At 27.1% G+C, this 15,300-nt stretch carries 13 protein-coding genes; 2 read left to right on the top strand and 11 right to left on the bottom strand.

Going from position 1 to position 15,300, the window contains the following annotated elements; all coding sequences use genetic code 11:
• The gene (locus tag BW723_RS10500) at nucleotides 1-756 is read left to right on the top strand and encodes a sensor histidine kinase (protein WP_068365279.1); all 756 of its coding nucleotides are present in this window, start codon (nucleotides 1-3) and stop codon (nucleotides 754-756) included.
• 7 nt (nucleotides 757-763) lie between these two features.
• Here the strand turns inward: BW723_RS10500 and BW723_RS10495 are convergent, their stop codons facing one another.
• Complete coding sequence (locus BW723_RS10495) at nucleotides 764-1,177, bottom strand: response regulator (protein ID WP_139059151.1); 414 nt, start codon at nucleotides 1,175-1,177, stop codon at nucleotides 764-766.
• A gap of 10 nt (nucleotides 1,178-1,187) precedes the next feature.
• Nucleotides 1,188-5,210, bottom strand: a complete 4,023-nt coding sequence (locus BW723_RS10490; RefSeq protein ID WP_068365285.1) for a chemotaxis protein CheB — start codon at nucleotides 5,208-5,210, stop codon at nucleotides 1,188-1,190.
• A 1,068-nt stretch (nucleotides 5,211-6,278) separates the two neighbouring features.
• On the opposite strand from BW723_RS10490, the gene BW723_RS10485 reads away from it, so the two are divergent.
• Complete coding sequence (locus tag BW723_RS10485; RefSeq protein WP_068365288.1) at nucleotides 6,279-6,980, top strand: response regulator; 702 nt, start codon at nucleotides 6,279-6,281, stop codon at nucleotides 6,978-6,980.
• A 12-nt stretch (nucleotides 6,981-6,992) separates the two neighbouring features.
• Here BW723_RS10485 and BW723_RS18105 read toward each other — a convergent pair whose 3' ends face one another.
• The 9 genes from BW723_RS18105 to BW723_RS10445 form a co-directional block, all read right to left on the bottom strand.
• Nucleotides 6,993-7,613 carry a serine hydrolase domain-containing protein gene (locus BW723_RS18105; protein ID WP_317197686.1) on the bottom strand — a complete coding sequence of 207 codons (621 nt, stop codon included), beginning with the start codon at nucleotides 7,611-7,613 and terminating at the stop codon, nucleotides 6,993-6,995.
• A 38-nt stretch (nucleotides 7,614-7,651) separates the two neighbouring features.
• Nucleotides 7,652-8,029 carry a serine hydrolase gene (locus tag BW723_RS18100; RefSeq protein ID WP_317197685.1) on the bottom strand — a complete coding sequence of 126 codons (378 nt, stop codon included), beginning with the start codon at nucleotides 8,027-8,029 and terminating at the stop codon, nucleotides 7,652-7,654.
• Nucleotides 8,030-8,227: 198 nt separating this feature from the next.
• Complete coding sequence (locus tag BW723_RS10475; protein ID WP_068365292.1) at nucleotides 8,228-9,472, bottom strand: S41 family peptidase; 1,245 nt, start codon at nucleotides 9,470-9,472, stop codon at nucleotides 8,228-8,230.
• A 46-nt stretch (nucleotides 9,473-9,518) separates the two neighbouring features.
• Entirely contained in the window at nucleotides 9,519-10,652 is a 1,134-nt protein-coding gene (locus BW723_RS10470) for a serine hydrolase domain-containing protein (RefSeq protein ID WP_068365294.1), read from the bottom strand.
• Nucleotides 10,649-11,518 carry an alpha/beta fold hydrolase gene (locus BW723_RS10465; protein WP_068365297.1) on the bottom strand — a complete coding sequence of 290 codons (870 nt, stop codon included), beginning with the start codon at nucleotides 11,516-11,518 and terminating at the stop codon, nucleotides 10,649-10,651. The genes BW723_RS10470 and BW723_RS10465 overlap by 4 nt, the downstream gene beginning before the upstream one ends.
• A gap of 7 nt (nucleotides 11,519-11,525) precedes the next feature.
• Nucleotides 11,526-12,125 carry a hypothetical protein gene (locus tag BW723_RS10460; RefSeq protein WP_068365300.1) on the bottom strand — a complete coding sequence of 200 codons (600 nt, stop codon included), beginning with the start codon at nucleotides 12,123-12,125 and terminating at the stop codon, nucleotides 11,526-11,528.
• Nucleotides 12,126-12,253: 128 nt separating this feature from the next.
• On the bottom strand, nucleotides 12,254-13,114 hold the full coding sequence (locus tag BW723_RS10455) for an SDR family oxidoreductase (RefSeq protein WP_068365393.1): 861 nt from the start codon (nucleotides 13,112-13,114) through the stop codon (nucleotides 12,254-12,256).
• Between the two features lie 40 nt (nucleotides 13,115-13,154).
• A complete protein-coding gene (locus BW723_RS10450) occupies nucleotides 13,155-13,799 on the bottom strand; it encodes a hypothetical protein (protein WP_068365303.1) in 645 nt (214 codons plus the stop codon).
• A 103-nt stretch (nucleotides 13,800-13,902) separates the two neighbouring features.
• Nucleotides 13,903-15,156 carry a serine hydrolase domain-containing protein gene (locus BW723_RS10445; protein ID WP_068365306.1) on the bottom strand — a complete coding sequence of 418 codons (1,254 nt, stop codon included), beginning with the start codon at nucleotides 15,154-15,156 and terminating at the stop codon, nucleotides 13,903-13,905.
• Between the last annotated feature and the right edge of the window lie 144 nt (nucleotides 15,157-15,300).

The following is a 15,300-nucleotide window of genomic DNA, read 5'->3' as shown; positions in this document are numbered from 1 at the left end:
TTGAAAACAGATCAAATAAAGGAAATTGAAGATTTACTTTTAGCCAATAAAAAGCTAAAAGAAGAAAACTTTGCTTTAAATCGACAAAACAAAGATTTAAAACAATTTTCTTATTTGGCTACTCATGATTTACAACAGCCCATAAATAACATTATTTCTTATTTAAGTATTTTAGAAGATAGTAGAAAAAACCTAGATGATTTAGGTAATTTATGCTTAACTGTTATTAAAAAATCTTCTTTTAAGATGAAAAGTTTTATAACATCGCTTTTAGAATATTCTTTAATTGGTAATAATCCTAAAGATGAATACATTGTTATTGCTGATGTTATTGAATCTGTAAAAGAAGTACTTTCTGATAAAATAGAAGAAAGTAATGCTACAATTAACATCAACCTAAAAGAACATCAACTTTATTGCTATAAGAATGATATTCATTTACTTTTTTTACATTTAATAGAGAATGCATTGAAGTTTTCGAAAGAAAATGAAACTCCAGAAATTACAATAAAATCAGAAATTAAAGATGAAAATTATGTGTACAGCATTTCTGATAAAGGCATTGGAATTGAAGAAGTACATTTTAAAAATATCTTTGATATTTTTTATACCATAAATCGAGATGAAAAATACGAAGGTGTTGGAATTGGATTAGCAGATTGCAAAAAAATTATAGAATTATACAAGGGTAAAATCTGGTTAGAATCTACCATTAATAAAGGTTCTACTTTCTTTTTTACTTTACCAAAAGCATAACAATACCTTAAATATCTGACATTAGTTCTGTTACCTTTTCTTTGGTTAATGGCTTATTTAAGAATAAATAAATATCATTATTTGCTTCAATTTTTTCTTTTTCTTCTGGTATTAAAGATGTAGACAGCACAATAATTTTAGGACTCTTATTTTTAAAGATTTCAGTTTTGGTAAACAATTCAATAAATCGAAAACCATTCATAACAGGCATATTTAAATCGACCAAAACAATATCAGGATCTATTAAACCTTCTTCACTTTCTGCATAGATACCTTCGCGTTTAAAATAATCTAAAGCATCTTGGCCGTTTCTTTTAAATATAATATTTTCTGTAGTATTTAATCTTTCTAAAATAATTTGATGAAATCTACTTGTTGAAAAATCATCATCTATTAACATTACATTATATTTATATTTCATATCAATAATTTTAATTATTTTGTTTAAAACAAAGTGTAAACGTAGCACCTTTATCTAATTCACTTTCAACAGATATTTCTCCTCCGGTTTTATCTAATATTTTTTTAATTAAATACAAAGCCAACCCACTGCCTTCTTTAACATCACTTGCTCTTTTAAATAAACCAAAAACTAAATCTTTATGTTCTTCTAAATTAATACCAATACCATTATCTGCAACAGAAATACAATCGTAACCTTCCTTTTTAAAAGATCTAATATTAACCTCTAAATCTCTTTCTTCTGATTGATATTTTATGGCATTATTTAACAAATTCTGCAACATACTTTTAAGATGCACTTCAGAAAACTTAATGCTATCGCATTCAGAAAAATCATAAGTTACTTTTACTTTGCTTTTTTCGATTAAACTCTCTAGTAAATACATTACCTCTTTAAAAGATTTTTCTAATGAAATATCTTCTATTTTATCTAAAACTAATGTTCTTGCTTTTGCAACAGAAATTAAGTTTTTTAAAGTATTGTTTGCGTTGTTTACGTTACTTTCTATCCAATGTATTGCTTCTAAAGAATTTTCATCTTTTATAGAATCATCTTCTTTTAACAGACTAATAAAAGAACTTATATTGTTAATAGGTGCTTTTATGTCATGAGTACTTACATATGTTAATTCTTCTAGTTCAGACATAATATTTTTATACTCAGTAATATCTCTCCAAGAAGAAGAACTATACTTAATATTACCTTCATCATCTTTAATAGACGCAACATTTAAATTTACATCTATTTGCCCACCATCTTTCTTTCTAATTTTTAATTCTTTATTAGTTACTTTACCAGTATTCATAAATTTATCGAAAGCTTCTTTTGCATCTTGTTTACAATCTTCATGATAAATATCTAATATAGACATTCCTAAAATTTCTTTTCTGGTAAAACCAGTTTTGTTTACTAAGGTTTGGTTACACTCTATAATATTACTGTCTGTATTTACAGATACAAACATATCTGGAGCGTTATCGTAAAGCGTATGGTATTTATCTTCCGTTATTCTAAGTTTTTCTGTTCTTAAACTAACTTCATCTTCTAAACTTTGATTTGCAGTTTTAAGCGTTTCTTGAGCTTGTTTTAGATCTGTAACATCTATAGCAACTCCTATTATTTTTATTCCGCCAGTTTTTTCGTTTTTCTCAAAAAGAGTATCTCTAGATAAAAACCATTTTAAATTACCTTCTTTATCAAAACACCTATAAGTGAGTTCAATTATTTCTCCTTCTTTAGAGTGTTTTAAGTTTTTTTGGTGTTTTTTTACCAGTTCTAAATCTTCTGGATGCAATATGGTTGGAAAAACTTTATCTCCTAATGCTTGTACTTCTTCTACAGAATAACCTAAATAATTTGTTAATTGTACATTCGCAAATTCATTTGAAAGAGTTTCAGAATTAAATATATAAATGATATTAGGAGTAACATTTATTATTTTTTCAAGAAAATAATTTTTACTTGCTACTTCATTACCTAAATTCTTTTGTTCTGTATTGTCTACAAAAGAAACAACAGCTCCTTTAATTTGATTTAAAGCATTTAAAAATGGATTGGTTCGTTTTAAATACCATTTATCTTTATAAACAATTTCTCTTTGAAATGATTTACCTAAAGTTAATACATCATTTAAATTATCTATAAAAACATTTCTATCGATATTACCAAAACTTAAATTAAAGTGAGAAATAGGTCTTCCTAAATCATTATCGATAATATTAAAGAATTTTTTTACTGCTGGTGTAAATCGTCTAATGTTTAATTTTTCATCTAAAAAAATAGTACCAATATCTGTACTTGTAATTAAATTTTCTAAATCAGAATTTATAGTAGCAATCTCTTCTATTTTTTCTTGATATTCTGCGTTTACAGTATGTAGCTCTTCATTTACACTTTGCAGCTCTTCATTGGTACTCTGCAACTCTTCATTAGAAGTTTCAATTTCTTCTACCATAGCCTGTAAATTGGCTTTGGTATCTAATAATTCTTGCTCTAATAAAGCTAATCTATCATTATCTGAGCTTCTTAATATCTTTCCTTTTTCTAATAAGGTTTTATCATCATTTAAAGTTTTAAATTTATTTTCATTTACTTCTGATAAAAAAATGATTAAATAAATTAGTTCTAAACTTGTAGGCGAGGTTTTAACAGGCTTTACAATTAAGGTTATATGTTGTAAAATGTTATTTATATTTACAGCAATATCTTTATAAATAACCTTTTTAGATTCTTTTTCTGCCTTTCTTAAAGCAGTGCTTAATGCTAGAGAAATTGGCTGTGGTAATATTTTAAAAATGTTAAAAGATCTTAGCTTTTTTTCTGGAAACTTAAAAAACTTATTAAATTCTCCATCTGCACTAAGTAATTCAAAATCTTTATCTACATAAGCACTTGCTGCACCAGTTTCTTCTAAAAGCGTATGCGATAAAGTTTCTGCTAGCTGCCTATCTATAATTGACTTTGTATTCACTTTTTGTTGTAATGGATATCCTTTATTTGTTAAATTATTCGAAAAATAATCTAAATTCATAGTTTTGGTAGGAATTACATTTTCGTATATTCTCCATTTTCTAGATAACACTTTTAAAGAAGAAGAAAAGTTACCTATTGCCTCACTTGGCCCTAAAAATAAAAATCTATTGGGTTTTAAAGAGTAATGGAAACTACCTAATATTTTTTTCTGTAAATTTGGTTGTAAATAGATTAGTAAGTTTCTACAGGTTATTAAATCCATTTTTGTAAAAGGAGGATCTTGAGCAACATTATGCTGCGAGAAAATTATCATTTTCCTAATTTCTGGAATCACGTGATATAAATCTCCCTTCTTAACAAAATATTTATTTAAATAATGTAAAGAAACATCTGCAACAATACTTTCTGCATAAGCACCTAAATAAGCTTTCTTAATAACTTGTTTATCTAAGTCTGTTGCAAAAATCTTAACATTTAATTCTAAATTATTCTCCTCCATATATTCTTTTAGAAGAATAGCAATACTATAAGCTTCCTCTCCAGAAGAACAACCTACAGACCAAATTTTAATTTTATCGAACTGTGTTTTGTTTTTAAATAACTCTGGTATTATCTTTTTCTCTATATATTCAAAAGCATCTCTATCTCTAAAAAATCGAGTTACACCAATTAAAAATTCTTTATATAAAATTTCAAGCTCATCTTCATTACCTAAAGAAAAATTTAAATAATCTCTAATGGTATTTGCCTTGTTTACACTCATTCTTCTTACAACTCGCCTAACTAAAGTTGGCAACTTATAATCAGAAAAATCGATATTAGTTTTCTTATGTACTAAAGATATTAATTGATTAAAGTCTTTATTAAACAAAAAATTATCGTTTTCTACAAATGTGTTAAATGGTTTTGGGTGTTTGATAAAATTATCTAACTCTGCAGATATATCTGAAACTGGTAAAATATAATCTACTAAGCCTGTTGCAATAGCACTATTTGGCATACCATCAAATTTAGCATCATATGGTTTTTGAACCATAATCATACCTCCCATTTCTTTTATGGCTCTTATACCTCTTGTACCATCAGAACCAGTTCCAGATAATACGATAGCAATTGAATTTTCTTTCTGATCTTCTGCTAAAGATTTAAAAAAGATATCTATAGGAAAATTTAAATTGAACCTTTTTGGCTTATCTGTTAAATATAAAACAGAGTTGCTAATGGTCATATTTTTTTTAGGTGGAATTAAATATACATTACCTGGTTTAATTACCACTCCTTCTTTTACTTCATGTATGGGTAAAGTTGTGTTTTTAGAAAGTAACTCTGCCATTAAACTTTCGTAATCTGGCGAAAGATGTTGTACTATAACAATTGCATGATTAAAATCTTCGGGTAAATTATCGAAAAAAGTTTTTAAAGCTTGTAAACCACCTGCGGATGTTCCTATACCTACAATAAAAGAATTGTTTACTACTTCTAAATTATCATTTATACTATTATGGGATTCTTCTTTCATCAATTACAATTTATTTAATATAAAGATAAGTTTTTTAGAACAACCAATTAGGGCACTATTTTTAATAATTACGGACAATAAATATAACAGTTTTTTTAAATTGAAAATGATATAAACTTAAAAACTATTGACGTAAACTTTTAGGTATGAGCTAGAGTAGTATTGAAAAAAAGTAAAGATCTACTGATGAAAATTTGACCAAAAAAAAAGAATCAACATAAAAACATTGACTCCTTTTTTTGTACAGTCTTCCCCCAAAGTCTGCTCTGCAAATATAAGTTTATCTCCATTTATTTCAAAGGTAAAAAAACGACCATAACAGACAAAATAATATCGATTCAAGACAAAAAGAAGATATATTTTAAGAAACTTAGAAAAAGATTATGAATTTTTCAACACAAAAAAAAAAGAACCGACATAAAAACGTAGATTCTTTTTCATAACAATCTTCCCCTTAAAAAGATTCACTGTAAAGATAATATTTTAAAAAAAAAATTACACTATTAGGGTAACCATAACAGCCATAATAGTATCAATTTCAGACATTTTAAAAAAGAATACAAAATAATATATTCGATATTCATCATTTATCACAAAAAAAAGAACCGACATTAAAGTTGGCTCTTTTATTAAATACACTTCCCCCAAAGCGTATTTATACAACAAAAATAAGATACAACTCAATGAATATCAACAACTTTATAGAACTATTATCGACAAAAAACAACCATTATAGACAAGAAATCACATTTTCTTACTAAGTTTCCTTAAATGACAGATTTTATAGTAGAAAATAATTTTAATACAAAAAAAATCAACTTTTATCTAAATCATAGATTAACAACAATAAAAATCAGAATAGTTTATAATTTAAAAATAAATCAACCATAAATTTCATTTTCTACATTTTTTATATCTAATTATAATTTTAAAATTGGCAAATAACTATTACTTTTCCTGTTAAGGAGTTAACTAATAACGACACAAAAATATCTATTTGAGACAAATAAGTTAATTTCACCAATTAATAAGATAAATATTTCCATTAAAATCTTATTATTGATATGTATGAAAATTAAAATTTTACTTGTAGACGATTCTAAAAATTCTAGAGTATATGTTTCTAGTATTTTAAATAACTATACGATTATAGAAGCAGAAAGTGCTAAAGAAGCTTTATCAATTATAGAGAAAGAACAGATTGATTTATTAATTACAGATTATAATATGCCAGAAATGGATGGTTTTGATTTGGTTTCTACTATCAAAAAAAATCATTATGAATTTCCTATCATAATTATTACAGCTGTAAAATCTTTAGATAAAAAGAAACGAATGTTAAGATTGGGTATAGATAATTACCTCTACAAACCCTTTTTTAAAGAAGAGTTAATTAGCATAATAGAAAGGGCCATTGTTTATCATAAAACAGTATTATCTTCTAAAAACAATCTTGATATAAAAATTAAGGATCAATACGAAGGTTTTAAATCTACCCTAGAAAAATTGCTTTATGATAATGTAGACAACTTTAATTTTTCTGTTGAGTCTATGGCAGAAAAGTTCGAAATTTCTACAAAAACCTTAACAAGAAGAACCAAAGCAATTTTTGGACAAACTCCAAATCAACTTTTAATTGAATGTAGGTTAAATGTTGCTCAAGAAATAATTTCTCAAAACCCTAGAATTAGCCTTAAAGAAACTGCAAGAAAAGTAGGTCTTAAAAATACTACTTATTTAAAAAATAGATTAAATGCAAAATTTGCATAAATTTTTCATTAACTAGTTTTTATCTACAATTTTTGCCATTCTGTTATGAAAAATTTGCATTAAATTATATTCATAACCATCAAACTTTGTAGTATTCATAAATTGAATAATTACAGCATCTGATTCTTTATGATATTTTGCCAAACTTTGATAACCTGGAATTAATCCTCCATGTTCATATTCATACAAACCATCGTAAATTTCTTTCTCAATTTCTGTAAATAAAGTTCCGTTATTTAAAGCTCTTAAAAAAATACCAACATCTTGTGCTGTAGCAATCATACAATCATAATTTACAGTTTTAATATCTTCTTCTACCCCAACATAATAACCACTCATTAAATCATCCATATTAATATCATTGATAGATTTATAGGTGTTTTTAAGTTTTAAGGGATCTAAAATTACTTCTTTAAAATAATCGAATTCATGCTTAGAATTTGTTATTTTTCTAATGATGTTATTAATTAATAAATAATTGGTATTGGAATACTCATAATCTTCATCTGGTTTAAAATTTGCAGGCTGATCTAAAATTAATTCCAAACATTTTTCTCTATTTAAATCGGTTCTATTCCAAAAATTAGGTGTGTTTGTAAAACTAGGTATTCCACTTCTATGTGCTACCAACATCCTTAAGGTAATCTGGTCTGCATATTCTATTCTATCTTTTAATTCAGGAAAAAACTAGCCAAACTAGCATCTAAAGACAGTTGTTTGCTACTTGCTAATTTGGTAATTGCAACTGCATTGTACAACTTACTTATACTTGCTATCTTAAATAAAGCATCAGGTTTTGCTGCAATTTTATTATGTTTATCGTGCCAACCTGCTGTGTATGTTTTTGGTAGAGTCCCTTCTTTATCAACATAAACAATCATTCCATCAAAACCATAATTTGTGACTGCTTCTACTTGTTCTTGCATTGAGTTTGGTAAAGGTATAATCCAAGCTTTTACAATTATCCAAGGCACAAAAAAAAGTGATGAAATAGAAACTAAAATAAATAAAATACGAGCTATTTGCTTTATGCGATTCTTTGTAGTCATTTTTAGTTGGATTAATTTAGATATATAACTTCGCTTAATTTTTACAAAGTTTATAAAAAACGATAAGTTCTAAAATTAATACATACTAAACTGTAATTATTTGATACTGAATTGTATTTTTTAGAATATAATTTTCTATCATAATAAAATCTTTTTAGTTTGGTACGTATTTCGAGTTTTTAATTAATACAACTTCATTTAAAAGAAGGTAAAATTTTCGATAACAAAAGAAAGTACATCATCCTTACCCAAAGTATAATTACCCCATTTAGGATACAATAAAATATCTGGCTGAATACCTTGTGTTATTTTTTCTGATAACCTAAATCTTCTTTTAGAGTAAGTAATAACCAACTTAGAATTTGGCAATTGAAACTGATCCATATCTTGGTAACCTGTGGGATTAGAACCTGTAGGTTGCCCAACAATTTTGGCATTTAAAAGTTGTTTAAATAAAGCTGCATTACTTGTACCAGCAGAAAATGTTATATTAGAAGTTAATACATAAACTCCATTTTTCCAATCGATAGTATCTGCTAAATTTAAAGCGTAAGCTAAAACCACACCAACATACAAATCACCTCCTCCATTTTTACGTAAATCAATTACAATATTTTTGGTATTATTTTCAGTTATATATTTCACTAAATTTTCTCCAAAAACCTGCATTTCATCAAAGCTAGGATAGCTTTTAAAATTTACATAAATCGCATTTTTATTTTTGATGGGAGCAAACCACAAAAAATCGAATTTTGTATTTTTAGGCTTTGTTATTTCTGGCACACCAACTTCGAATGTTGCATAATCTAGCTGTTTTAATTCAGTGTTTTTTAATGCAGTGAACTCAACTTCAATTTCGTTATTATAATCATCTAAAAAAGTAAAAAGTGCTGTTTTTTTATTTTTAATGATGTTTAAATGATATAACAATTCACTTATGGTTAAATTACTAGCAGTTCTTACAATTTTTGAGTGTTCATTTTCTACAAATTGTACTACTTCTGAAACTTTAGAAACTACTTCTGAAATCGGAACCCCATCAACTTTAATCAAAGACGTTTTTAAAATATTTTCTTCGGATGAAATTGTTTTTACAACTCGCCATTGATTTTCTATTAGTTGAACATCAAAAGGAAATTGATGAACATTTAAATTTCTTAACGAAACTGCTGTGTGCCCATCTCCTATTTTTTTTGTTAATTTCATTAATTCAATAATTGTCTTAAGATCATCTTCAGATTTCGCAATATTTTGAATTCTTTCTACCGATTTTTGAAAATCTTGTTTACTAATTTTGTTATATAAATCGATATGTTTTGCTTCTAACTGAGTACTGTATGTTTCTAAATCTGTTTGCCAATTTGTTTTTTGAGCATTTATGACCTGAAAAATGATAGTGAAAAATATCAAAAAATAAATCTTAGTGGTTTTGTGGTTTTTCATTAGTAATAAATTTATAATTCTATGCAGAATTTAATATGTAATTTACTTATTTATCAATTTCTACTAAAAGGTTTGCTATTAACAAAATTGAATTCTGCACTGCTTCTACTTGATTTAAAGTACCTGATACATAAACATCTAAATCAGGACAGTAATATAAAAAAGAACCTGTACTACCTGAATGCCCTATTAATTCTAGTTTTGGTAATTGCGGACTTAATTCGTTCAAAACAATTTTTCTTAAACCAAAACCATAATACATTCCCATGGTTTCTGGTATCCAGTTTTGCATCGCTTTTAAAGTTTCTGGTTCTAAAATTTTGTTATTGAAAAGTGCTTTTTGAAAACTAATTAAATCTGAAGTTGTAGAAACAATTCCTCCTCCAGCCCAATCTGCAGATAAACTTTTAAAACTTGAAATCTCTGTACCACCCACATAAATCTCAGCCATTTTATTGGTGCTTTTTATTGGCTCTGATCTTAAATTAAAATAAGATTGATCCATTTGTAAAGGCTTAAAAATATTCTCTTTGATAAAATTATGGAACTCCATTCCGCTTACTTTTTCAATTATTAAACCTAAAAGCACATATTCTGTATCTGTATAATGATAGCCTTTACCAGGTGCAAATAGTGGTTTCATTTTTTGCTTTGTAAACTGAATACATTCTATTGGCGTCCAGATTTTATCTGGCTGTAAAAAAAGCTGGTTGATTACATTAGGTGAACCATCAATTGTTTCATCTTCAAAATAATCTGGCAAACCAGAAGTGTGTTGCAAAAGATTTTCGATGGTAATTTCATTAGAATAATCAATCCCATTTAAAATGTGTAATTGGCTTAAAACATCCGCAGAAAGAAATTTACTTATTTTGTCTTTAAACGATAATTTGTTTTTATCCTTTAAAATTGCAATACTGGTTGCTGTAAATGTTTTACCAATACTCGCTGTATAAAAAGGATTCTTTTTTGATACTGAATCTCCGTTTACAAAATTGCCTTTTGCCAAATCAATATTTATATTTTTAGATGTAGAATGCACATTTAAAAAAGCATTATGAATTTTATTTTTGGCTAATTCTTTATAAAAAAGATATCTAACTTTTACTTCAAGATTTTCTTGTGCAATTAGTAAAACTGAATTTAATAAAATCGCTAAAAATAATGTTAAGGTCTTCATCTTTCAGTATTTGTGTTCTCTAAAATATAATTAATTACGATTTTACACTCTTTTTTAGACAAATTATGTTTGGCATTTTTTAAAAAGACTAATTCTTGCAAAGAATGATACACTTTTTTCGCCTTTTTTATTAATGCTTCACCTTTATAAATTACGCCATCTTCTGATGCAATTATGTAAAATGGTGTTTGAATTGACTTAGCCTCATTTTCAGAAATTAATGGAAAATTATAAGCATCAATATCTGTTATTTTTATTTTTTCAGATAAAAACGTTAACAATAAAACATCCTTTTTTGGATATAGATTATTGTAAATTTTTAATAAATATTTCTGATCATAGAACTTTTTATATAATATAGAAGGTAATAAAACGTGTGTAGCTGTCTTAAAAAAATTCCATTTTACAACACCTGTCGGATTTATAAAAAATGCTTTTTTAAACCTTTTAGAATTTGATATTAAACCTTTTAAACCAATAAAACCACCCAAAGAAATACCTACTAAATAAGCATTATACACTTGCAAACGAGAAATGACTTCATAAAACCATTTGCTATGATCTTTTTCTTCTGGATTTAAATAATAGGTATCACTTAAATTAGGTTCACCTAAAACATCTATAGCATAAATTTTAAAATGTTTTTCTAAACCTTTTAAGGTTTCTACGGCAAAAGGAGCACAACCCAAAAAGCCGTGCACCAAGATTAATTGTGGTTTTTTATTGTTTTCTAAAATAATAACATTTGTATCTCCAAAAGTTGTTTCAACAGTTTGTAGTTCAAACTCTAAACCTAAATTATCTAATTTTTGATAATATAAATTTAAAATCTGTGCTTTGTCTGTATTTTTAATTTTGGATTTCATACTGTTCTTAAAACCAGTTAAACCCTACACTTACCCCAAATGATGCTGCATCTCTATGCTGATTATTATCTAAATTAACTCTACCCATTAATACTTTACTTTGAATATTTATTGCAAAGTTTTCTTTTTGATAAAATTCATAACCAACACCAAATGATACCATTTTACCAAAGTCCCAGTTATCATTTGCATCATTAACATCATACAAAGCAGGTGAATCTATTGCCAAACCAACACTACCATTTACCCACCATTTGTTAGAAACCCAATATTGTACACCAGGTAAAATTCCACCAAAATGTCTGTCATTTCCTTCAAAACTATAAATGTTACCAGGTAAAGAAGCTGTAATTGCTAAATTTTCTTTTACCATATATCCTACTTTTAAATCTGGAAAAATCGAAGTTCCTTGAGATTTATCAAAAGTTTGAGTGCCTTCGCTATTTTCTAAGCTAATTACTCCTCCTCCAATTCCGAATTCGAAAATAAATTTTTCTCTATTTGGTATGTCTTGTGCATTTTGCTCTAGTGATAAAAAAGAAATTAAAACGAATGCAATTAACGTTAATTTGTTCATCATTTTTTTACTTGTAATTTTTGTTTTCATTTTTATTTGTTTGTTTATATTAAATTTTATGTTGCAAAGATGCAGTTGATTTGAGCGTGAATCGTTCTGATTTATATTTCAGTACTTATTTATACTCTAATTTAAATTGATATTTTTGGTTTTAAGAATTATGAATTTTGTTGATAAAAATTGATTAATCTATGCTTACCATATTTTGGTGCAATATTATCTTTTGCCATAAGTGTTAAGAAAAACTCTATTGGTCCATAAGTTTTTACATTGGTAAATTTTCTTAAACTCCAGATAATAAATTTTCTAAATCCGTCTGGTAAACGAGTAATTTTTACAGGTTTATTTAAGGTCTGTAAAGCCATTTTGCTGATGTCATTTAAACTTAGAATATCTGGACCACCAACAGAAACTTCTTTAACATTTGTATCTAATAACTCATAAATAAAATTGGCTAAATCTTCACCAGCAATAGGGTTAAATTTCTGATTTCCATCACCAAATAAATAAACCCTTCCAGATTTAGCCATTTGTAAAAAGTCTTTCATATCAGAAAAGAAACCATTTGGTCTTACAATTGTATAATGGATTCCTGATGCTTTTAATTCTGAAACAAACTTTTCTTTAGCTTCAAATATTTTTAGATGTCTATACTTATCGCCATTAATTGCAGATACGTAAATAAACTTCTTAACTCCTGCTTTTTTGGCCTCGTTTAACAAATTGAGATTGGCTTGATAATCGACATCCATATAGGTTAAGCCATCTTTTTGCCTTGTAATACCAACAGTTGAAATAACCGTAGTTACACCTTCACAAATCCCTTTCAGAGATTTAGGTTTAGTAACTTCAGCTTTTATAATTTTAACCGTTTCACTTTCAAGAGATTCAAGTCTTTCAGGAGATCTTGCAATTAATTTAATTTTGTATTGTCCTTGAACTAAAGCTTTAGTAATAAAACTACCTAAATAGCCAGTAGCTCCTGCAAGTAAAACGGTTTGTGAATTATTTTTTTTCATTTTATAATTATGTTTATAAAGTTTTAAATGCCCCGAAACCTTAAAATTTAAATCCCACATAAATATTAGGTTCAAAAAGGAAATGGGATTTCCACTGATTATCTATTGCCTTAAATTCTGCAGGTGTATTAGTATCAAACACCCAATTTTGACAATGAATTTGAGGTTCTATAAAGAATCTTTTCTTTTTACCAAAAGCAAAGTGATAACCCACATGATATGAGGTGTAAAGCTTAAATCCATTTGCTATTTTATTATGATCTAAGTCTAGGTACGTTTTGTATTGTGGTAAAACTTCAACCGAAGCAAACAATCCTTTCCATAACATACGCTGATAAGAAACACCTATACCTGTTTCTCGCAAATAACCAGGATAAAATTCGCTTTCTGAATCTAATTTATCTAAAAGTCCATCCCACCATTGGATTCCCATAGGTTGAAATAATCTCCACGTGGCTAGTTTTATTCCAACTATATTCTTAGCATCCAATTGGCGCTTTATGTGAAGCTCAAAGTGTTGGGTATTCGTTCTTTTGCCTCCATCTCCAATATTTCCTAAGATTATTGCAGGAAAACTGATTCTGTACTTGTGTTCTATACTATCGTTAACAAATATTTCTTTATTATTTTGAGCAAATACATTTATTGCGCAAAACGCTATGCTAATGATTAAGATTTTTTTCATTGTAATGTTTATTTAAATATTTTTTTTCAGAATGCTTAAGAGCTTTTATAAAATGGGGTTGGTTTGCTATTAAATAGAAACAATTAACATCGACTTGTTTCTATTAATTATTAGAAATATATTCTTCAATTGCATTGGTAACAAGTGTTTTAACTTCTTCCCATTTTTCTGAATTACCTGTAAAAGTTCCATCCATATTAGAAATGATAAAGAAACCTGCAGAGCCATCTTTTTTTAATTGTATTTGAGATGAAATACCCAAACTATTACCTCCATGCATTACATAATCATTATTCATATACCAAAATAAACCGTGATTTTCTGCAAATTCTATTGGTACAATTCCGGCTTGTAATTGTTCAGAAAATAATAAATCATAATATTGATTCGAAAATAAAGTAGCAGATTCACCTCTTGCTCCACGCATCATATCTAATAAATATTTGCTCATATCATTGCTATTACTATACAAACCACCTTCTACATAACCATGATTTGCGTAATTAGGAAAAGGTGTATTTACATCGTAATATAAAGTTGCCATATTCTGAAAATCGACTTGATCTATATTAAAAGTAGAATTGTTCATTTGTAACGGATTTAAAATATAGTTCGCCACATATTCATCAAAAGAAACACCAGAAACAAACTCTATAATATAGCCCAATAAAGAAGATGCATCATTAGAATATATCCAAGTTTCACCAGGTTCTGTATCTAAATAATTATCTAGATTGTATAAATCTCCATCTTCATCAAAAATTTCTACTAAATATTCGTCTAAATCTACCTGTTCCATTTGCTGAATGCCCAATTCATTCACCAAAATATTACCAATTGTTGTATTTACATCTTCATCTATTAAAATAAAATAATTACTGCTGATGTAAGTGTCTGGAACATCTACTATACCAGAAGTATGCGTAACCAAATGCTTAATTTTAATATTCGCAGTTGGGTTTTTAGGATTGATAATATCAATAGGCAATAAATCATTAATATTAGTTTCTAAAGTAAAATGCCCTTGCTCAATAGCTTTTGCTGTAGCTGCACCTAAAAACGTTTTACTTATAGATGCTAAGTTGTTTACTGTTTGATTGGTGTAAGGTGTTTGATTGGCAATATTTGCATAACCAAAAGATTCTTGAAAAGCAATATTATTGCCTAAACTTACATTTACTGAAAAGCCAGGAACTCCTTTTGTTTCAATTAGACTTTCTAAATATTCAGTTAAATCTGCATTTGTTTTAATACCATCTAAAGATGGATTTTCGATGTTGTCATCATTTGTACAAGACATCATTAAAGTTGTAATTGATAATACTAGAATTATCATAAAATAGTTAAGTGTTTTCATAATGGTATTTTTAAATTATTTTAAATTTGATACTGCAAAATTGGAAATTATGCTAGTGCCAATCGTTCGAAATTATAATTCAGAACATCTTTAAAATTTATATTTTTTTTGATACCAATTTGGCGCAAATAAAAAAACACGAAA

The sequence above is a fragment of the Polaribacter reichenbachii genome (genome assembly GCF_001975665.1).
Classification (GTDB): domain Bacteria; phylum Bacteroidota; class Bacteroidia; order Flavobacteriales; family Flavobacteriaceae; genus Polaribacter; species Polaribacter reichenbachii.
The sequence above is the reverse complement of the archived record's forward strand: the minus strand, read 5'-3'. Positions and strand labels throughout refer to the sequence as shown.

What these genes read in the sequence shown, in the direction of transcription:
- BW723_RS10495 (WP_139059151.1), bottom strand. Translation starts at nt 1,177, where the DNA reads ATGAAATATAAATATAATGTAATGTTAATAGATGATGATTTTTCAACA.
- BW723_RS10490 (WP_068365285.1), bottom strand. Translation starts at nt 5,210, where the DNA reads ATGAAAGAAGAATCCCATAATAGTATAAATGATAATTTAGAAGTAGTA.
- BW723_RS10485 (WP_068365288.1), top strand. Translation starts at nt 6,279, where the DNA reads ATGAAAATTAAAATTTTACTTGTAGACGATTCTAAAAATTCTAGAGTA.
- BW723_RS18105 (WP_317197686.1), bottom strand. Translation starts at nt 7,613, where the DNA reads ATGTTGGTAGCACATAGAAGTGGAATACCTAGTTTTACAAACACACCT.
- BW723_RS18100 (WP_317197685.1), bottom strand. Translation starts at nt 8,029, where the DNA reads ATGACTACAAAGAATCGCATAAAGCAAATAGCTCGTATTTTATTTATT.
- BW723_RS10475 (WP_068365292.1), bottom strand. Translation starts at nt 9,472, where the DNA reads ATGAAAAACCACAAAACCACTAAGATTTATTTTTTGATATTTTTCACT.
- BW723_RS10470 (WP_068365294.1), bottom strand. Translation starts at nt 10,652, where the DNA reads ATGAAGACCTTAACATTATTTTTAGCGATTTTATTAAATTCAGTTTTA.
- BW723_RS10465 (WP_068365297.1), bottom strand. Translation starts at nt 11,518, where the DNA reads ATGAAATCCAAAATTAAAAATACAGACAAAGCACAGATTTTAAATTTA.
- BW723_RS10460 (WP_068365300.1), bottom strand. Translation starts at nt 12,125, where the DNA reads ATGAAAACAAAAATTACAAGTAAAAAAATGATGAACAAATTAACGTTA.
- BW723_RS10455 (WP_068365393.1), bottom strand. Translation starts at nt 13,114, where the DNA reads ATGAAAAAAAATAATTCACAAACCGTTTTACTTGCAGGAGCTACTGGC.
- BW723_RS10450 (WP_068365303.1), bottom strand. Translation starts at nt 13,799, where the DNA reads ATGAAAAAAATCTTAATCATTAGCATAGCGTTTTGCGCAATAAATGTA.
- BW723_RS10445 (WP_068365306.1), bottom strand. Translation starts at nt 15,156, where the DNA reads ATGAAAACACTTAACTATTTTATGATAATTCTAGTATTATCAATTACA.